Raw genomic sequence first — 20014 nt, 5'->3', positions numbered from 1 at the left:
CAAACGAAACAGTCTCGGCGTCACGGATGTGCTCTTCGCGCGCCCTGAAGGGCACAAACGTGACGCCCAAACGAAACAGTCTCGGCGTCACGGATGTGCTGTTCGTGCGCCCTGAAGAGCACAAACGTGACGCCGAGACGGTGGGACGGGCGAGGAGATGACGGGGGCGGGCGCTTGTGGGGGCGGCGAGCGCGCGGGTAGGCTTTGCAATGAGATTCATAGCAGAATGGATATGCAATGTCGCATCGGGGAGACCAGGCACCCGCACACGTGACCCTTCCCGAAACCCGCATCCTCTTCGGCGCCGCGTACTACCCCGAATACGTCGGGTTCGATCGTCTCGAGCGTGACCTCGACCTCATGCGCGCGGCATCCGTCACCGTCATCCGCATGGGGGAGTCCGTCTGGTCGACGTGGGAGCCGCGCGACGGCGAGTTCGACCTCGAGTGGATCGGGCCCGCGCTCGATGCGGCCCACGCGCGCGGCATCCGCGTCATCCTCGGTACGCCGACCTACGCCATCCCGCCGTGGATGCAGCGCGCCCACCCCGAGTTCGCGGCCGAGCGGGCCGACGGTTCGCGCATCCCGTGGGGCGGGCGCCAAGAGATCGACCTCACGAATGACGAGTTCTTCGGGTACTGCGAGCGCGTCATCCGGGCGATCCTCGGGCGCTGGGCCGAGCACCCCGCGATCATCGGTTTCCAGGTCGACAACGAGCCGGGCCTGCACCTGCTGCACAACGACGCCGTCTTCGCCCGGTTCGTGCAGAGCCTGCGCGACGAGTTCGGCGACGTCGACGCGCTCAACGAGGCCTGGGGTCTCACGTACTGGTCGCATCGCCTCACCGATTTCGACGAGCTGTGGCGCCCCGCGGGCAACACGATCCCGCAGTACGACCTCGCGTGGCGTCGCTTCCAGGGCGCCGAGGTCGCGCGCTTCATCGGCCGTCAGGCCGCGATCGTACGCGAGTACGCGACGGGCGGCCGTTTCGTCACGACGTGCCTCGCCCTGACGCGCGTCGCGATGGACGAGGTGCGCGTCGCGAACGAGCTCGACGTCGCCTCGGTCAACCTCTACTACGGCACGCAGGACCACCTCGATGCGCGCCTCGACCTCGCGCCCGTCGCGACGTGGGTGACGACCGGGGTGTGGGGGCTCCTGCTCTCGGCCGATCGTTCGTACGCGGCATCCGGCGGGCGGCGCTTCCTCGTCGCCGAGACGAACGCGCAGTCGATCGGCGGCAGCGACCTCAACCTTCCGCCGTACCCCGGCCAGCTGCGTCAGGTCGCCCTCGCGCTCGTCGCGCGCGGCGCCGCGATGATCGAGTACTGGCACTGGAACACCCTCACGACCGGCACCGAGATGAACTGGGGCGGCGTGCTGCCGCACTCGGGCGAGCCGGGTCGCATCTATGACGAGGTCGCCGCCCTCGGCTCCGATCTCGACGCGCTCGGCCCGCTCACGGCGGGCTTCCGGCCCGATGCGGATGTCGGCTTCGTCGTCTCCGGCGACAGCCGATGGTTCATGGAGTTCGAGCCGCCCGTGCCCTCGCGAGTGCCCGGGCCGCGCGCCGACGCGTACGACCAGATCATCGCTCCCTTCTATCGCGGGCTCCTCGAAGCGGGCGCGCAAGTGCGCCTCGTGCACGACACCGATCTAGCCGGTTACACGCCCGATGCGCTCGTCGCCGCCTTCCCCGTGCTCGTCGCGGCAGGCCTCGGGGTCGCCGACGACGCGACGCTCGCGCTCCTCCGCGCCTACGCTGACGCGGGCGGGCACCTCGTGCTCGGCCCCCGCACGGCGACGGGCGACGAGCTCGGTCGCGCCCGTTCGGGTCGGCTGCCCGAACAGCTGACGGATGCCGCGGGCGTCGGTTACAGCGAGTGGTCGAACCTCGCCGGGCCGGTCGAGGTCACGGGTTCCGCGGCACTCGCCGTGTCGACGGGTGCGGCCGCGACGCTGTGGGCCGACGGGCTGGTTCCGGCTGATGACGACGAGGCGGCGGTTCTCGCCGGCTACCGTCATCCGTTCTTCGGGTCGTTCGCGGCGGTGACGACGCGCGCTTTCGGCGCCGGTCGGGTGAGCGTCGTCGGCACCGTGCCCGACCGGGTGTTCGCGCGCGATCTCGCGGAGGCGTTCGTGCCCGATCGCGTCGCCGCGGTCTGGCGCGTCGAGACTCCGGTCATGGTGACGTCGGGACGGAACGCGAGCGGCGCACGTCTGTGGTTCGTGCACAACTGGTCGGGCGAGGCGGTGCGCGTGATCGTGCCCGTCGACGTCGTCGACCTGCTCGGCGCACCGACGCCTGCGCACACCGAGATCACGATCGACGCGTGGGGCGCCCACGTCTACATCCAGCAGGACCCCCACGAGGAGGAACGATGACGACACCTATCGACCCGCGCACGCTCGGCGCGACCGGCATCGAGGTCAGCCCGCTCACACTCGGTACCTCGGGCCTCGGCCAGGGCACCGAGCCCGGAAGCGCCGAGGAGGCCGCGGCCGTCGAGCTCGCGACAGCGATGCTGAGCGGTCCGTACGCGGTCGTCGACACATCGAACATGTACTCCGAGGGTCGCAGCGAAGCGGTGCTCGGGCTCGCCCGGCGTGCGGTCGCCGACCCGCGCCCGATCGTCACGAAGACCGACCGTGACCCCGCGACGGGCGTCTTCGACCGTGACCGCGTGTGGCGTTCGTTCGAGGAGAGCACCGCACGTCTCGGCGTCGACCGCATCGGTCTGCTGCACCTGCACGACCCGTACACGATCACGTTCGAGGAGGCGATGGCCCCGGGTGGTGCCGTCGCCGGCATGCTCGAACTCAAGGAGCAGGGTCTCGTCGACGCGATCGGCATCGCGGCCGGTCGTGTGAGCGTCGTCTCGCGCTACGTCGCCTCGGGGCTCTTCGACGCCGTGCTCACCCACAACCGGTTCACGATCGTCGACCAGAGCGCACGGGCGCTGCTCGACGACGCGCGTGAGCGCGGCATGGGCACCTTCAACGCCGCGCCGTTCGGCGGCAGTCTGCTCGCACGCGGTTCGGCCTCGGGCGGAACCTACGCCTACACACCGTCGACCCCCGCGCTCATCGCGTGGGTCGAACGCGTCGAGGCATTGTGCGCGCGCCACGGCATCGACCTGCCGACCGCCGCACTGCACTTCTCGCTGCGCTCGCCGCTCATCGACTCGACCGTCGTCGGCATCTCGTCGACCGCGCGCATCGCCCAGCTCGAGGAACGCCGGGTCGCCGTCGTGCCCGAGACGTTCTGGAGCGACCTCGAGAACCTCGGCCCCGCGCCCTCCACCGTCGTCGACTGACAGGGAACACCGTGACGAACTACTGGGAATCCACCGCGCCCGGCGCCGGACGCCGCGCTCCGCGCGCCGACGCGCTCTCGAACGCACGCCGCCTCGACCTCGGCGGTACGTGGCGGTTCCGGCTCGCCCCGACCGCGGCGGGAGCGGGCGACGGCGCCGAGATCTCCTCGCCCGGTTTCGACGACTCCGCGTGGGACGCGCTGCGCGTTCCCGCGCACTGGGTGCTCGAAGACGTCACGCCGCTCGCGGGTGGCCCGGCCCGGTCGCTCCGCGGCAGCGACGAAGGCCCGCTCTACACGAACACCGCGCTGCCGATCCCGATCGATCCCCCGCGCGTGCCGACCGAGAACCCGACGGGCGACCACCGACTCGTCTTCGACGTGCCCGCCGACTTCGGCCCCGCGGTACTGCGTTTCCAGGGCGTCGACTCGGCCGCGAAGGTGTGGCTCAACGGCCGCGAGCTCGGTTACGCGACGGGCAGCCGCCTGCCGTTCGAGTTCGATGCCCCCGTCGTCGCCGGTGAGAACGTGCTGCTCGTGCGCGTGCACCGCTGGTCGAGCGGCACCTACGTCGAAGACCAGGACATGTGGTGGCTGCCCGGCATCTTCCGCGACGTCGAGCTGCTCGAGCGCCCGGCGGGCTCGATCGACGACCACCACGTCGTCGCCGACTACGACCACGTCACCGGCGAGGGCACTCTCACCGTGACCGCCGACGTCGCCGCGACCGTGCGTGTTCCCGAGCTCGGCATCGAGATGCCCGCGGGGTCGACGGCCGTCATCCCGGTCGAACCGTGGTCGGCCGAGCAGCCGCGTCTCTACCGGGGAACGCTCGAATCGGCGGGCGAGATCGTCGAGCTGTCGATCGGCTTCCGTACGGTCGCGATCGTCGACGGCGTGCTCACCGTCAACGGGCGGAAGGTGTTCTTCCGCGGCGTCAACCGGCACGAGCACGACCCCGACACGGGCCGCACTCTCAGCCGCGAGACGATGATCCGCGACATCCGCATGATGAAGCAGGCGAACGTCAACGCGGTGCGCACCAGTCACTACCCGCCGCACCCCGAGTTCCTGCGCCTCTGCGACGAGTACGGCCTGTGGGTCGTCGAAGAAGGCGACCTCGAGACGCACGGCTTCATCTACGCCGGGTGGGAGGGCAACCCGCCCGCGACGCCCGAGTGGAGCGACGCCCTGCTCGACCGCACGCGGCGCATGGTCGAACGCGACAAGAACCGGCCGAGCGTCGTCGTCTGGTCGCTCGCCAACGAGAGCTGGACGGGCGACGCGTTCGGCGAGCTCGAACGGTGGATCCGCGACCGCGACCCGTCGCGACCCATCCACTACGAGCGCGACCCGAGCTACAAGAACTCCGACTTCGCGTCGCTCATGTACCCGACGCAAGAATTGCTCGAGCAGATCGGGCAGCGCGACGATCCGCGCCCCGAGGGCGTGACGGATGACGAGGACGCACGTCGCCGCACCCTGCCGTTCCTCCTCTGCGAGTACGCGCACGCGATGGGCAATGGCCCGGGATCGCTCGCCGACTACCAGCGCATCCTCGAGCGCTACGACCGCTTCTGCGGTGCGTTCGTGTGGGAGTGGATCGACCACGGCTTCCGCGCGCACACCGACGACGGGCGCGAGTTCTTCATGCACGGCGGGGATGTCGCATACCGACCCAACGGCGGCCGCTATTGCCTCGACGGGCTCGTGTTCTCTGACCGCTCGCCCTCGCCCGGACTCGCTGAGTTGAAGAAGGCGCTGGAGCCCGTCTCGATCGTCGTGGGCGACGACATCGAGATCACGAACAAGCAGCACGTCGCGGGGCTTGAGGCCTTCGCGTTCGACTGGGTCGCCGAGGTGTCGGGGGAGGAAGTCGCGCGCGGTGTGCTCGACGTTCCTGCGGTCGCTGCGGGCGAGTCGGTGCGGGTCGCGGTGCCGGCGGTGTCGGTGCCGGCGGTTTCGGTGCCGGCGGTTTCCGGCGGAGTCGCCGGTTCAGCCGGCCTCGCCGTATCCGCCGGCGAGGTGTGGCTCACCGTCGTCGCGCGCCTCGCGGCCGAGACGTCGTGGGCGGATGCCGGCCACGAGGTCACGTTCGGGCAGGGCGTCATCGCGGGGTCGCGCGTCGCAGCGTCAGTGGCGCCGCGCATCGGCGCCGCGCGCTCGGGCGACCGCATCACACTCGGTGCCGCGGAGTTCGACGCCGAATCGGGTCGGCTCGTGAGCCTCGGCGGTGTCGCCGTCGACGGGCCCGAGGTCGACCTCTACCGGGCGCCGACCGAGAACGACCGCGGCCAGGGCTCGAACAACAACGTCGCCGCCGTCTGGCAGGCCGTCGGTCTCGAGCGCATGCAGCACCGCACCGACTCGGTCGAGTTCGGCGATTTCGGCGTGCGAGTGACCGGGCGATCGGCGCCCGCAACGCACCCGCACGGTGTGCGGTACACGTTCGACTGGAGCGCCTCGGCCGACGAGGTCTCGCTCACGACGACGGTCGAGTTCGTCGGACCGTGGACCGAGACGCCGTACATGCAGCGCGACATCCTGCCGCCGCGCATGGGCCTGCGCCTCGCCCTGCCGGGCGCGTACCGCGAGGTCGACTGGCTCGGCTTCGGGCCCGAGGAGTCGTACGTCGACTCGCGGGATGCCGCGCGCTTCGGCCGCTTCGCCGCGTCGATCGACGGCCTGCAGACGCCGTATCCGGTGCCGCAGGAGAACGGCAACCACGTCGGCACGCGCACACTCGCGCTCGCGGGCGACGGGCTGCCGACGCTCACGGTCGACGGCGACGAGTTCGACTTCACGGTGCGTCGGTGGACGTCGCAGGACCTCGAACGCGCGCGACGCCCCATCGACCTCCGCGACTCCGGACGCGTGTGGCTCAACCTCGACGCGCGTCAGCAGGGCCTCGGCTCGGCCTCGTGCGGCCCGGCCCTGCCCGACCGCTACCGCGTGCCCCGCGAGACCACGAGCTGGACGCTGCGCTTCCGAGTCTGACCCGCGTCTGACCCGCCTCTGCGGATGACGCGCGCCCGCGTCATCCGCCCCGCTCGCACGCGCTCGATGCCTCGCGTCCGGCGACGGATAAGGAGATCTCGGGCGGCACGCCGCTCGGCGACCCCCGACACGCCGGGGCGTGGCCGAGATCTCCTTATCCGCTGACGGTGGCAGGGGTGGGTGGGGCGTGAGGTGTGCACGGATGCTGCAGATCGGCCCGACACGCCGCGCGCGGGGCCTCGACACGCGAACGGATGACGGTTTCGCAGCATCCGTGTACGCGGCGTGATGGAAGATGAGGGTGGGCGTGCACGCGGGGTGAAGATGAATGAGGGCGTTCCGCGACGGATAAGGAGATCTCGGGCGGCACGCCGCTCGGCGGCCCCCAACACGCCGGGGCCTGGCCGAGATCTCCTTATCCGCTGACGGCGGCAGGGTTGGGTGGGGCGTGGGGTGTGCACGGATGCTGCAGATCGGCCCGACACGCCGCGCGTGGCGTCGCGACACGCGAGGGGATGACGATTTCGCAGCATCCGTGAGCGGAGCGTGCAGGCAGGCAGGCAGGGGGGATGACGGCCCGGGCGTCAGCCGAGAGCGTGGACGGTCTCGAAGAGGTCGACGGGGCCGACCTGTCCGCCCTTCAACACGATCTCGAGGCCGTCGATCGCGGGGTCGTCCGACGAGAGGGCGCACATCACGACGTTGCCGAATGGATTGGCGACGAGGCGCAGCGATTCCGCGCCGATCGCACGAACGAGGCGGCTCGACGTGTCTCCGCCGCACACGATGACGCGAGAGCTGAGCCCGTCGTGGGCGACTGCCGACACGATCTCGGTGAGCGACGCGGCGATCTCCTCGACGAGGGTGGCCCGATCGACGGCGACCGCATCGGCCGTCGAGACGACGACGCTGCGTCCCGCGGCGAGAGCCTCGCGCACGGCGGGCAGGATGACGGCGGCCGGCGACTCGGAACCCGGGACCGCGGCACCAGGAGCGCCCACACTCGAACCGAGCGGCAGCGACAGCACCTCCCAGCCCAACCCGCGCACGTGATCGATCTGCCGCGCGGTCTGGGGTGAACGACTGCCCGAGACGACGAGCACGGGGCCGCCGCCGGGGCGCACCTCGAGGGCGACCTCTCCGGCCCGACCTCCGAGCGCGCGGGCGAAGCCGGTGCTGAAGCCGCCGGAGCCGATCGCGAAGACGGGGCCCGATCCCGACAGTTCGAGCGACGCGCGAGCGACGAGCTCGAGATGAGCGTCGTCGAGGGCGTCGAGCACGACGGCCGCGGCCGAACGCTCGGTCATCGCGTGGGCCACGCCCGCGGCATCCGTGTACTCGGTGAGGTGCACCGCACCGACGGGCTGCGCGGTCTGCGCCGACAGGTGCCGCGCGAGGTCCGACTCGGTCATGGGCGTCGACGGGTGGTTCGCCATCGTCGGCTGGCGGTCGAGGCGGTGCACGGTGCCGCCCTCGGCGGCGAAGTGGTGGCCGAAGGCCGTGAAGCGTCCGAAGTCGGGTTGCGCGAACGCGACGGGCACGGTGGCGCGCGCGAACACGTCTCCGGCGATGTCGATGACGCGCCCCAGGCTGCCGACGGTCGGCGACGAGTCGGCCGTCGAGCACGCCTTGTACTGCACGACGGCGGGCCCGAGATCGCGCAGCGCCTCGAGCACGGGCCGTACCTCGGCGTCGAGGTCGTCGGGCGCGAGCGAGCGCGCGATTCCCGCGACCCCCACGGCGTCGACACCGGATGCCGCGTCGGCGAGCACCTCGGCAGGCGGAAGCGTCACGAACAGGCGACTGCTCCAGCCCGCGCGGGCGAATTGCAGCAGCACGTCGACGCTTCCCGTGAAGTCGTCGCCGTAGAACCCGACCCTGAGGTCGGGGACGTAAACGTCAGACACGCGCCGGTCCGAAGGTCTCGATCGCGCGGCGGAGCGCCGGTGAGCGGTCTTCGGCCGTCGCGAGCGAGTCGCCGGCCGCAGCCGATTCCCACGCGTCGCGCATGCTGCGAACTCCCGCGGCCGACCCGTCGGGGTGACCGTGGATGCCGCCGCCGGCGAGCACGAGCACGTCGGTCGTGTGGATCTCGTTGTACGTCGCGTGCGCGAGCCCCGCCCACTGGCCCGACGACAGCACGGGCACGGTCGTGCCGAGCCCGAGCAGCGGTTCACGCACGGCGGCGATCGAGTCGAGCACCTCGGCGTCGCTCTCGTAGAACTTGTTCGAGATGCCGTTGGTGTGGAGGTGGTCGACGCCCGACAGGCGGGCGAGCTTCTGCCACGCGCGGAACGTGAAGCCGACCTGCGACGAGCGACTGATCGCTCCGAACATCGCGCGGTGGCCGTGGATCGGCACGGTCGAGTGGCGGCGGAGGAACTCGACACCCGCGAGGCCGACCATGTTGATGCACGCCATGACGCACGTGCCTCCCGCACCGACGACGAGGTCGTGGTTGGCCTCGAGGCGGCCGATGTCGTCGGTGATGTTGAAAGCGTACATCGGCTTCCGGCCGGTCTTGTCGGCGTAGCGCTCGATGACGGGCATGACCGCGCGCACGCGTTCGGCGAGGGGCGCTCCGGGGCCGTTGGCCTGCAGCTCGTCATCCTTGATGAAGTCGATGCCGGCCTCGACGAGCTCGCCGACGAGCTCCGCGAGCTCTGCGGGCGAGAGTCCGATGCTCGGCTTGACGATCGTGCCGACCATGGCGCCCGTGGGCCGCGACATGAGGCGACGCGTGCCCTCGACGCCGAACGCGGGGCCGGGGTAGCGCTCGGCGAACTCGTACGGAAGGTCGAGGTCGACGAGCTTGACCGCCGCGAACTCCTTGAGTTCGAAGAGGTTGCCGGCGACGGCCGCGAGCAGGTTCGGCAGCGACGGCCCGAAGTTCGCGAGCGGGAAGCGCAGCATGATGCGCGCGCGCTTCAACAGCGCGGGGTCGCCGAGCGCACCGGGCAGCGGCGAGAGGCCCGACGGCGCGAGTTCCTCGATGCTCACGATGCGCGCCGCCGACCGCTCGCGCAGCTCGTCGGACTCGCGCGCGACGCGCACGAACGTGCCCGTCGACTGCTCGCCCGCGAGCACCTCGGCGGCGGCGTGGATGTCGAGTTGGCTCTCGACGATGTACGTCGCTGTGACGTAGGAGGGAGTCGTCATGTTCGTCACCAGACCACGGGAAGCCACACGGACATCTCCGAGGCTCCACGGTTGCCCCACGCGAAGTAGGGGATGAGTCGGATGGGGGTCGTCTGCACGGCAGCGTCGTCGATGTCGGAGTAGAGGTCGTCACCGGCATCCGGCAGCACGACCGCCTCGGCGTCGATCGCGACGAGGCGGCGGCCGCCCTGTTCGATGTCGACGGGCGAGAAGGCGGTGCCGCGGCGGAGCGCGATGTTCTCGAGGGCCGCACCCGGGGCGTCGTGGCTCTCGAGGGCGTAGACGAGGGGTCCGCGCTGCAGGGCGACCTGGTTCGTCACCTCTTCGGCGAGACGGTTCGCACGGAGCATCCGTACCGGCATCGGCAGGGTGAGGTTGAGGCGGTCGCCCGCGCTCCACTCCCGCTCGACCGACGTGTACGTGCCGGGCTCCGAGACCTCGACGGGCTCGCCGTTGACCGTGATGGTCGCGCCCGAGCTCCAGCCCGGGATGCGCAGACGGATCGCCGCGACGCCCGTCGCTTCGAGGACCTCGAACGCGATCGTCTCGTCCCACGGGTAGTCGGTCGTCTCGCGCACCCGGAGCGTTCGGCCTGCGCCGAGATCGACGGATGCCTCGGCGCTGCCGTACTGGTGCACCCAGAGCGTTCCCTCGGTGACGGCCATCGCGCGCTCGTGGAACTGCGCGAGCGTGCGCGCGACGTTCGGCGGGCAGCAGAAGACCGAGAGGTACTCGGTGCGGAGGCGCTCGTCGGAGGGCGGCGGAGCGGGCACGGGATCGAGGGCTGTCTCGCCCGGCATACGCAGGGGGTAGGGGAGGTCGCGCACCTGACGGAGCGGGTTCGTGTAGAAGTACGCGTCGCCGTCGAGGTCGATGCCCGACAGGAAGCTGTTGAACGCGATGCGCTCGATGACGTCGGCGTACTTCGCGTCGCCCGTGAGCGCGAGCATGCGCTCGCTCCAGAGGATCATGCCGATGTTCGCGCACGTCTCGTTGTGGGCGGTCGTGTTGGGCAGCTGGTACGCACGGCCGTAGGCCTGGTGCACGCGGCTGAGCTCGCCCTGCCAGGGGTATCCGTCGGGGGAGGCTCCGTCGTAGAGGGCGCCGCAGCCGCCCGTGAGGTAGAGCTTCGTGTCGACGACGTCGTCCCACAGGCCGCCGAGCACGGCACCGAGTTCGGCGTCGCCCGTCTCGGCGACGAGGTCGGCGAGGCCCGCGTAGAGGTAGTTGGCGCGCACGGCGTGGCCCGCGGCGACGCGCTGCTCGCGCACGGGGATGCGGTCCTGGTTGTCGTCTCCGCCGTCGAACTCGTCGCGCACCCGCAGGAACGCCTCCGAGAGACGCAGGTACGATTCGTTGCCGGTCGCGCGGTAGAGGTCGACGACGCCCATGTAGTGCGAGGGGCAGATGGCGCTCGCCGCGAGCTGCACGGGGTGGTCGTCGGCGAGGCCCTGCAGGAAGCCTGCGGCGCGCTCGGCGACGTCGAGCAGGTCGGTGCGGCCGGTCACGCGGAAGTGGCGCACACCGGCCGTGATGAGGTGGCCGAGGTTGTACGTCTCGAAGTTGAAGCGGTCCTGCAGCGGGTTCGCGGGGACGCCGTTGCGCGCGTCGATGAGCACGGCGGTGTGGAGGTAGCCGTCCTCGCGCTGGATGGAGGCGAGGAGCGCGATGATCTCGTCGATGCGGGCCTCGAGGGCCGCATCGGGCTGCGTCGCGAGCAGACTGATCGCGGCCTCGAGCCACTTGTACAGGTCGCCGTCGAGGAACGGCGGGCCTGCGTGCGTGCCCTCCTCCTCGCCTGCGGCGATGCGGAAGTTCCGCCATCCCGGGCTCACGGCGGGGTCGGCGAGCGACGCCCAGATGCTCGGAACGGTCGTCGCGCGGGTGCGCTCGAGGGTGTCGCCCCAGAAGCCTCCCGCCCAGCGCACCTCGGTGGCGCCGAGCGGCGCGAGACTCGCGTGCGGCCTCGCAGTCGTCGTGGTGGTCATCGATCGGGACTCCTTCCGGGAGTGGCGGTTCACCGGCCGCGCTGGGCCGGGAGTCGGGGGATCGCATCGAGACCGGGGCGCAGGTCGTCGGCGATGTGAATCTTGAAGGGAGGAGCGGATTCGATCGCGAGATCGGCGATGGGAGCGCTGAGGTGGCGGCCGAGTCGAGCGGCGAGAGCGGCCGCGTCGGCGACGGCTCCCGCGGTCACGACGACGTCGACGACCGCGGCCCAGAGCTCGGGGTCGTCGAGCACGTCGGCGATCGTCGCGGGCTCCGCGGGGGCGGAGGGGTCCGCGCTCACCCAGTCGTGCCGACCGTGGCCGACGTCGAAGCGACGGCCGTCGGGCAGGATGACGGTCGCGGCCGAGCCGACGGGAATCTCCGCGTGCACGCGCACACGCCCATCCTGCTCGCGGGCCCAGCCCGTGGCGATGAGGCCGCGCGGCCCGTCGAGGCGTGCCTCGGCGTGATCGAGGTGCGACGTGGGGCGGGGCTCGACGAGAACGCGCTCGTAACCGGCGTCCTCGATCGCGAGACCGGCGACGACGCGGTGCAGCCAGTCGGCGATCGCGCCGAAGGCGTAGTGGTTGAACGACGTCATCTGACCCGGGTTGATGGTGCCGTCGGGCAGCATCGAGTCCCAGCGCTCCCAGATCGTTGTCGCCCCCATGGTGACCGAGTAGAGCCACGACGGGTTCTCGGTCTGCAGCAGCAGGCGGTAGGCGACGTCGATGTGACCGGCGAGGGTGAGGGCGTCGGTGACGAGCGGTGTGCCGACGAATCCGGTCGAGACGCGGAAGTCGCGGGCCCGCACGAGGTCGGCGAGGCGGTCGCCGAGTGCGGCGCGCAGACCGTCATCCGTCGCGATGTCCCAGACGAGGGCGAGCGAATACGCGGCGACGGTGTCGGAGACCATGCGGCCCGAGGCCGTCACATACTCCGAGAGGAATGCGAGTCGGGTTCGCTCGGCGAGTTCGGCATATCGGGTGGCGGCATCGGTCTCGCCGATGAGCGCGGCCGACTGCGCGAGCACGTCGGCGGAGCGGAAGAAGCACGCGGTGGCGACGAGATCGGCGTCGGTCTTCGCGGCGAACGGATCGTTCGGCGGGGCGTCGGGGTCGAGCCAGTCGCCGAACTGGAAGCCGCCCGTCCAGAGTCCGGCCGGCGTCGTGTCGGCGGCGACGCGATCGACCCAGCCGCGCATGCTCGCGAACGCGCGGCGCAGCACCTCGGTGTCGCCGCTCGCCCGGTAGAGCGCCCACGGCACGAGCACGGCGGCATCGCCCCACGCGGCGGTCGGCGGCGACGGGTTCTTCAGTATGTCGGGCACGACCCACGGGACGGTGCCGTCATCGGCCTGCTCGGCGGCGAGGTCGTCGAGCCATCCCGAGAGGAACCCCGTGCTGTCGAAGAGGAAGGCCGCGGTCGGCGAGAAGACCTGCAGGTCGCCCGTCCAGCCGAGACGTTCGTCGCGCTGCGGGCAATCGGTGGGAACACCGACGAAGTTGCCGCGCATGCCCCACACCACGTTCTCGTGCAGCCGGTCGAGCAGCGGGTCTGACGATGAGAACCACCCGGTGCGGCGGAGCGCGGTGTGGATGACGACGGCACGGATGTCGGCGGCGGTGAGATCGGTGAGGCCCGTGATCTCGGCGTAGCGGAACCCGTGGAAGGTGAACTCGGGCTCGAGCACGTGCCGGCCGCCGTCGTCGGGAAGGACGAAACGATCGGTCGCGCGCGCCGTGCGGAGCGGCCGCACGCCGAGTTCGCCGTGCTCGATGACCTCGGCGTGCCGCAGCTCGATCTCTTCGCCGTGGGCCTCGGCGACCGTCAGACGGAGGCGACCCACGAGGTTCTGGCCGAAGTCGAGACGCGTGACGCCGGGGCGCGGATACGAGATCGAGACGGGGGCGAGCATCTCGGTGGCGCGGATGCCCGGCCCCTGCTGCGCGACGAGCGTGTCGAGGTCGAACGAGCTCGCGGCGACCGGGGCGCTCGGCTCGGCGACGTCGATCGTGAGATCCGTCGTCTGCCCGTCGAAGAGGTCGTCGGCGAGGATGGCGCTCGGCGCGCTCCGCCAGTCGTCGCCCGTCGCGATGATGTGGGTGCCCGTCGAGGTCTGCACCTCGAGCTGGGCGAGAAGCGAGCGGTCGTTCCCGTAGACGGCGCGGCGGCCCTCGTAGCCGACGCGACCGCGCCACCAGCCGTTGCCGAGCGTCGCGTCGATCGTGTTTCGGCCCGGGTGCACGAGATCGGTGACGTCGATGGTCTGGTAGGCGAGACGTTCCTCGTAGGCGGTCCAGCCGGGGGCGAGTTCGTCCTGATCGACGGGTGCGCCGTTGACGCGGGCCCGGTAGAGACCGTGCGCCGTGATGTAGAGGCGAGCGGCGAGCACCTCGCCGTCGACGTGGAACGTCGTGCCGAGGCGCGGTGCGCGCTCGTCGTCGGTCGCCGCGGCGATGCCCGTCGCGACCCAGTCCTCGGTGTTCAGGAGGCCGGCCTCGACGACCGCGGGCTCGCTCCACTCGCTCCACACGCCGCCGCCGCCGCTGACCGCGACGCGCAGCACGGCACGGTCGCGAGACGCGAGCGGAGTGGCCGGCCAGGGCACGAGCACCGATTCGGTCGAATCGATCGTGTACTCGTGACGCTCGCCCGCGGCATCCGTCAGTTCGATCCGATACGCGTGCTGCACCCACCCGGCCGGGGCTGCGGGAACGATCCACGACAGACGCGGGGCGGCCGTGCCGATGCCGACGGCGGGCGAGCCGAGGTGCTCGAAGCCCACGCGGTCCGGTGCGGCCGGTGCATTCATGCGCGTTCTCTCCTCGCTGCGTCTTCGTCGTCGGAACGAGTCCTCATGCTAAGCGGTCGGTGAGTAATCTCGCAACCTTGAATGAAGATTCAGTCATCGGGTGTCGCACCGAGCTCGATCTCTCAATCAGCGTCGCATTCTTGACCCGTTTTCGGGGTGCAGATGCGCGGAATTCCGGGCCAGAACGTCACGAGTGAATATAATTTCACTACTGACTGTTGACACACGAGCCCAGGATGCCTACTGTCACTCCAGTAGGTTCACCACCAAACGGTAGTCGTCAAGGAGGACGCCATGAATTCACGCCGAAGCCGCCGCACGTTGCTGGCCACCGGGATCGCCATCCTGAGTATCGGCTCGCTCGCTGCATGCGCCGGAGGCTCCGACGGAGGATCGGGTGGTGGCGAGGGTAAGGACCCCAAGGCGTTCACCGTTCTGCTTCCGAACGAGAACCCGACGCTCAAGGCTCAGCTCGACGCACTGGCCGAGAACCAGTGTGCCGCTGAGAACGAAGCCCTTCCCCTCGAGCACCAGTCGGTCGCGCAGGCCGACGTCGTGCAGAAGATGACCCTTCTCGCCAGCCAGGGTGCGCTCCCCGTGCACTTCGTCGCCGGCACCGCCCAGGTCCGCCCCGACGGCGACCTCGGCGCGAGCGGCCTCATCGTCGACTACAACGAGGTGCTCGAGCCCGCCGCTCTCGACAACATCCTCCCGGCCGCGAAGTCGACCGTCGAGAACGTCTACGGCGGCATGGTCTCGCTGCCCTACCAGTACAACGTCGAGGGCATCTGGTACAACAAGCAGATCTTTGCCGACAACGGCATCGAGGAGCCCCAGACCTGGGACGAGCTGATGGATGCCAGTGCCAAGCTGCAGGCCGCGGGCATCACCCCGATGGCTCAGCCCGGCGCCGCCGGCTGGCCCCTCACGCGCATCATGGGCATGTACATCCAGCGCAACGTCGGACCCGAGGCCATGCAGGCCATTCGCGACGGCGACGCGAAGCTCACCGACCCCGAGTACCTCGCCGGTGCGCAGGCGCTCGCCGACATGGCCTCGGCCGGATACTTCGGTGAGGGCTTCACGACCATGGAGCCGGATGCCTCGACGAACGCGTTCCTCACGGGAACGTCGGCCATGAAGTACGACGGCAGCTGGCTGCTCTCGAACATCAACGACGAGGGCCAGAACACGATCGGCACCGAGAACGTCGGCTTCATGCCGTTCCCCGCGGTGTCGGGCGGCAAGGGCTCGATCGACCAGTGGGCGGCCAACGCCGGAACCGCGACGGCCACCTCGGCCGAGCAGTTCGGCCCGCTCGTCTCCGACTGGCTCACCTGCATCTCCGAGAACTACGGCCAGCAGGCACTGCAGGACGCGGGTGTCATCTCGGGCTTCAAGGTCAACGGTGAGGTCACCGACGTGCCCGAGACGACCGCTCTCGTTCAGGACACGATCGCCAACATCGACGAGACAGTCCTCTGGTTCGAGGCGCTCTTCGACCCGAAGAGCAACTCGCTCGCGTCGACGAACGTTTCGCTCCTCGTCACCGGACAGATGAGCCCGGAGGATTACATGAAGGACCTCCAGGCCAGCATCGACGCCAACAAGTAGTGAACCCTCGCGGCCCGGTCTCCTGACGGAGGCCGGGCCGCGCCACGACGGAGAGAACCGACATGAAGTCAGTCTTCGGTGATCGCAAGACGATCATCATCCTCCTGGGGCCAGCGCTCCTCCTCTACGTACTCCTGAAGATCGTCCCCGTCGCGTGGTCGCTCGGGCTCTCGTTCTTCGAGGGCAACTCGCTGCGCGGCTTCGAGTTCGTCGGCGTCGACAACTTCGTGAAGTTCTTCAACGATGGAGCCGCCCTCCAGTCGGTCGGCGTGAGCGTCGTCTTCGCCGTCCTCGCGACGGCCGGCCAGGTCACCATCGGCTACCTGCTCGCACTCCTCTATGTCTTCGTGCTGCGTCGCGGCTCCGCATTCGTCCGCACCGCGGTGTTCTTCCCCATGGTGCTGCCGACGGTCGCCGTCGCACTCCTCTTCAAGAGCTTCGTCTCGGTCGGCGCCAATCAGGGCCCCGTCAACGACCTCATCAACTTCTTCGGATTCGACAGCGTCGAGTTCCTCGCCTCGGGCGCGGGCACCATGGCCGTCGCGCTCGTCATGACGTGGTGGGGCTCGATGGGCTTCTACGCCGTCCTGCTCTTCACCGGTCTCCTCGACATTCCCGAGGAGGTCATCGAGTCGGCCCGCCTCGACGGTGCCAACGGCCTCAAGCTCGTGCGCCACATCGTCATCCCGCTCTCGCTGCCGATCCTGCTCTCGTCGCTCATCTTCAGCTTCAACTCGACGCTCAAGGTGTTCGACAGCCTGCTCGCCCTGAACGGTGGCGGCCCCGGAACGCAGACCGCTCCGCTCACGCTGTACATGTACCGCACGGCGTTCGAGTACGCCGAGTACGGCTACGGTTCGACCATCGCCGTCATCCTCACGGTGCTGTGCCTCGTGTTCACTCTCGCGATCTTCCGATCGTCTCGAACGAAGGTGGAGGACTGACATGACCGCCCTCACGATCTCTCCGACCGCGACAGAGACGCCTCAGCCGCCGCGCCGCAACCGTCAGCCGATGGGCCGCCGCGTGATGCGCGCCGTCCGCCGTCTGCCCGTGTGGATCCTCGTCGCGCTCCTGCTCATCGTCGTGCTCTACCCGCAGCTGTGGATGGTGCTCGGCTCCTTCAAGACGCAGGCCGAGTTCCTCTCGAACCCGACGTGGGCGCTGCCCGAGGCGCTCAACTTCGACAACTACATCCAGGCGTTCACCCGCGGCAACGTCGCCGTGAACTACTGGAACAGCCTGCTCGTGACGATTCCGTCGGTCGCGGCGATCGTGCTGCTCGGCGTCGCCGCAGGTTACGCGCTCGAGGTCATGATCTGGAAGGGCCGCCACGGCGTGCTCCTCTTCATCCTCGCGGGCATCATGGTGCCCGGTCAGATGATCCTCGTGCCGCTCTTCACGGTCTACTTCCGCGCGAACCTCACCGACACCCTGTGGCCGCTCATCATCACGTACGTCGTCATGGGCATCCCCCTCACGACGTTCCTCATGGCCGCGTACTTCCGTGCGGTGCCGCGCGAGATGTTCGAGGCCGCGACGGTCGACGGCTCGGGACCGCTGCGCTCCTTCTTCATCATCGGCCTGCCCATGATGAAGAACGCGATCCTGACGGTCGGCCTCGTGCAGTTCTTCAGCGTCTGGAACGACCTGCTCATCGCCCTCACGTTTACGACACGGTCGGAGCTTGCGACGATCCAGGTCGGACTGCTGAGCTTGAGCGACGAGTATGGATCGACGCAGTACGGGCCGCTCTTCGCGGCGATCAGCATCAACATCATCGTGCTGCTCATCGTGTTCGTCTTCCTCAACAAGAAGATCATGGCCGGACTCGCCGCCGGCTCCGTGAAAGGCTAGGTGCCCCCATGACCGGCAGCCCCCGCGTCGCCCTCCTCCACACCGGAGCCGTCGTCATCGCCCCCGTGGGCGAGCTCGTCAAGCGCGACCTCCCGGATGTCACGGCGATCAACTACCTCGACGACCGCATCGTCGCCGACCTCTCCGACGCCGAGCGCGCCGAGTCGGTGCCCGAGCGCATCCTCGACCTCGCCCGGGCTGCGAAGGAGGCGGGTGCCTCGGCCCTCATGCTCACGTGCTCGTCGATCTCTGAGCTCGCGGCCCCCACGGCCGAGGCTGTCGGAATCCCCGTGCTGCGCATCGACGAGGCCATGGCCGACGAGGCCGTCGCGACGGGCCAGCGCATCACCGTGCTCGCGACCCTGCCGACGACGCTCCGACCGACGACGGGTCTCATCCGTGAGCGCGCCGCGCTCGCGGGTCGCTCGCCGGAGATCGAGGGCGTCGTCATCGAGGGTGCGTTCGCGGCCGTCGCCGGGGGAGACCGCCCCGAGCACGACCGTCTCGTCGCCGCCGCGATCGCCGAGGCCGCCGAGCGATCGGATGTCGTCGTGCTCGCTCAGGCCTCGATGGCGAGCGCTGCGACCGGTGACGCCGGCGTGCCCGTGCTCTCGAGCCTCGCCTCGGGCGTCGCCCGCCTGCGCGACCTCGTCGCCGCGCTGTAAGGCGCGCTCCGCGTCATCCGTTCGCGTCGGCGCGCGCCTCTGCGCCTGCGCCCTGCACGCGCCCGTCCGCGCCACTTCACGCGCCTGCCTATGCCTCCCTCCGGGCTTTGCGCCACCTCGGCATGGTTTGCGCCACATGAGCTGGCGCAAACGCGCACCAACTGGCGCAATCGCTGGTCGCGGCGCGCGTGTGAGCCAGCGCCGACGGATGACGCGAGCGCGCGTCAGACGAGCTGGCTCGTCCATGCCCTGACGACGGCGGCGAGAAGCGCGCGATCGTCAGGAGACAGCGCAGCCTCTCGATAGGTCAGGACGAGGCGGTTGTGTCCGGCCCACCGAGCGCCGGCGGGCAGCGCATCGACGACGATCGCAGGGTGCTCGGGCTTCGCCTTCGCGCCCGTGTGCAGCACGACCTGGATCGCGTCATCACGGCGCAGCTGCAGCGTCGCGAAGTCGTCGGTGAGCGCGTAGTTGGGTGAGTTCCACTTGACGCTCTCGGTGACGCCCGGAACCCCGCGCAGCACGGTGACGATGCTCGTGAGCGACTCCTCGAGCGGGTGAGCCCGTTCGGTGAGGAGTACGTCGACGGACGTCATCCCTCGAGCAGTGCCTCGGCCGTGCGCAGGTCGGTGACGAGCACGTTGACCCAGCCGCCCGTGACGGCGGCGCGCACGGTGCGGTGCTTCGAGGCTCCGCCCGCGACGCCGATGCGGCGGGGGATCGCGAGGAACTCGTCGACGGGGATCGAGATCGTGCGACTGTCGAGGTCGGCGGCGACGGAAGTGCCCGTGGCGTCGAAATAGTGGTGGCAGACGTTGCCGACGGCGCCGTCGGCGATGAGGCGCTCGCGGTCGGCGGCCGAGAATGCGTTGCCCGATCCGGCGAGGGCGTCCGACGGTTCGATCGTGCCGATGCCGACGAGCGCCATCGTGAGCTCCTGCCAGCGCCGCGTGACCTCGGTCATCGACGAGTCGCGGAGGAGCCCGTCACGCACCTGGCGGTCGGCGACGATGCCGGGCGCCTGCACGTAGACGGGTTCGGCGCCGAGCAGGCGTGCGAGGTCGCCGAGCAGGCGCTGTGCCTGGTTCTGCACCTCTTGCGCGCCGATGCCGCCGAGGAGCTGCACGACTTCGGTCGCGCCGCGCACCGAGAGGGGGCGGAGACGCTCGACCATCGCGAGGAGGGTCTGGCTCCACGACGAGATGCCGATGCGGTCGCTGCCCGAGAGCGAGGCCTCGACGTAGCTCGCGGCGCCCGCGCCGAGGGCCGACATCGTCTCTCGGTCATCCGCGTCGGTGTCGATGTCGACGACGACGGCTTCCATGAGGCCGAAGCGCTGCTCGAGCGCCTCTTCGAGGTCGGCGTAGACGCCGGGGGCGACGGTGACGGTCGTGCGCACGATTCCGAGAGCTGCGGCCCGCTTGAGCAACCGCGAGACCTTGGCCTGCGAGATGTTCAGGGCGACGGCGATCTCGGCCTGCCGGATGCCGCGTTCGTGGTACATGCGGGCGACTTTCGTCAGCAGCCGGACGTGTCCGTCGACGGGCGGGGCGAATCGTCCGTTGGGCACGAAGTTCTCCGATCGTTCAGGTACAGCGCTGG

At 70.0% G+C, this 20014-nt stretch carries 13 protein-coding genes; 7 read left to right on the top strand and 6 right to left on the bottom strand.

Annotated elements, in window-relative coordinates:
• Nucleotides 1–270: 270 nt before the first annotated feature.
• Genes BJ972_RS10345 through BJ972_RS10335 form a run of 3 tightly spaced genes read left to right on the top strand, consistent with a single transcriptional unit; the run spans nucleotide 271 to nucleotide 6313 of the window.
• A complete protein-coding gene (locus BJ972_RS10345) occupies nucleotides 271–2385 on the top strand; it encodes a beta-galactosidase (RefSeq protein ID WP_206736466.1) in 2115 nt (704 codons plus the stop codon).
• Complete coding sequence (locus BJ972_RS10340) at nucleotides 2382–3317, top strand: aldo/keto reductase (RefSeq protein ID WP_129172520.1); 936 nt, start codon at nucleotides 2382–2384, stop codon at nucleotides 3315–3317. The genes BJ972_RS10345 and BJ972_RS10340 overlap by 4 nt, the downstream gene beginning before the upstream one ends.
• An 11-nt stretch (nucleotides 3318–3328) precedes the next feature.
• Nucleotides 3329–6313 (top strand): glycoside hydrolase family 2 TIM barrel-domain containing protein, encoded by a 2985-nt coding sequence (locus tag BJ972_RS10335; RefSeq protein WP_129172521.1) that lies wholly within the window; start codon nucleotides 3329–3331, stop codon nucleotides 6311–6313.
• A gap of 584 nt (nucleotides 6314–6897) precedes the next feature.
• Here the strand turns inward: BJ972_RS10335 and BJ972_RS10330 are convergent.
• Genes BJ972_RS10330 through BJ972_RS10315 form a run of 4 tightly spaced genes read right to left on the bottom strand, consistent with a single transcriptional unit; the run spans nucleotide 6898 to nucleotide 14276 of the window.
• Nucleotides 6898–8220, bottom strand: a complete 1323-nt coding sequence (locus BJ972_RS10330) for a four-carbon acid sugar kinase family protein (protein ID WP_129172522.1) — start codon at nucleotides 8218–8220, stop codon at nucleotides 6898–6900.
• Nucleotides 8213–9472 (bottom strand): ribulose-bisphosphate carboxylase large subunit family protein, encoded by a 1260-nt coding sequence (locus BJ972_RS10325; RefSeq protein WP_129172523.1) that lies wholly within the window; start codon nucleotides 9470–9472, stop codon nucleotides 8213–8215. The genes BJ972_RS10330 and BJ972_RS10325 overlap by 8 nt, the downstream gene beginning before the upstream one ends.
• 5 nt (nucleotides 9473–9477) lie before the next feature.
• Nucleotides 9478–11460, bottom strand: coding sequence for a glycoside hydrolase family 127 protein (locus BJ972_RS10320; protein WP_129172524.1), 1983 nt, complete (start codon nucleotides 11458–11460; stop codon nucleotides 9478–9480).
• Nucleotides 11461–11489: 29 nt separating this feature from the next.
• The gene (locus BJ972_RS10315) at nucleotides 11490–14276 is read right to left on the bottom strand and encodes an alpha-L-rhamnosidase (RefSeq protein ID WP_129172525.1); all 2787 of its coding nucleotides are present in this window, start codon (nucleotides 14274–14276) and stop codon (nucleotides 11490–11492) included.
• Nucleotides 14277–14570: 294 nt separating this feature from the next.
• Here BJ972_RS10315 and BJ972_RS10310 point away from each other — a divergent pair, with 294 nt between their 5' ends.
• From BJ972_RS10310 to BJ972_RS10295, 4 genes are all read left to right on the top strand, one after another.
• Nucleotides 14571–15890, top strand: coding sequence for an ABC transporter substrate-binding protein (locus tag BJ972_RS10310; protein ID WP_129172526.1), 1320 nt, complete (start codon nucleotides 14571–14573; stop codon nucleotides 15888–15890).
• Nucleotides 15891–15952: 62 nt separating this feature from the next.
• Nucleotides 15953–16834 (top strand): carbohydrate ABC transporter permease, encoded by an 882-nt coding sequence (locus tag BJ972_RS10305; RefSeq protein ID WP_129172527.1) that lies wholly within the window; start codon nucleotides 15953–15955, stop codon nucleotides 16832–16834.
• 1 nt (nucleotide 16835) lies between these two features.
• A complete protein-coding gene (locus BJ972_RS10300; protein WP_129172528.1) occupies nucleotides 16836–17747 on the top strand; it encodes a carbohydrate ABC transporter permease in 912 nt (303 codons plus the stop codon).
• An 8-nt stretch (nucleotides 17748–17755) separates the two neighbouring features.
• Nucleotides 17756–18412, top strand: coding sequence for an aspartate/glutamate racemase family protein (locus BJ972_RS10295; RefSeq protein ID WP_129172529.1), 657 nt, complete (start codon nucleotides 17756–17758; stop codon nucleotides 18410–18412).
• Between the two features lie 224 nt (nucleotides 18413–18636).
• On the opposite strand, the gene BJ972_RS10290 is transcribed toward BJ972_RS10295, so the two are convergent.
• Both BJ972_RS10290 and BJ972_RS10285 read right to left on the bottom strand, forming a co-directional pair.
• Nucleotides 18637–19008, bottom strand: a complete 372-nt coding sequence (locus BJ972_RS10290) for a DUF1801 domain-containing protein (protein WP_129172530.1) — start codon at nucleotides 19006–19008, stop codon at nucleotides 18637–18639.
• The gene (locus tag BJ972_RS10285) at nucleotides 19005–19982 is read right to left on the bottom strand and encodes a sugar-binding transcriptional regulator (RefSeq protein ID WP_241830703.1); all 978 of its coding nucleotides are present in this window, start codon (nucleotides 19980–19982) and stop codon (nucleotides 19005–19007) included. The genes BJ972_RS10290 and BJ972_RS10285 overlap by 4 nt, the downstream gene beginning before the upstream one ends.
• Nucleotides 19983–20014: the final 32 nt, after the last annotated feature.

This window comes from Agromyces atrinae (genome assembly GCF_013407835.1).
GTDB lineage: Bacteria > Actinomycetota > Actinomycetes > Actinomycetales > Microbacteriaceae > Agromyces > Agromyces atrinae.
The sequence above is the reverse complement of the archived record's forward strand: the minus strand, read 5'-3'. Positions and strand labels throughout refer to the sequence as shown.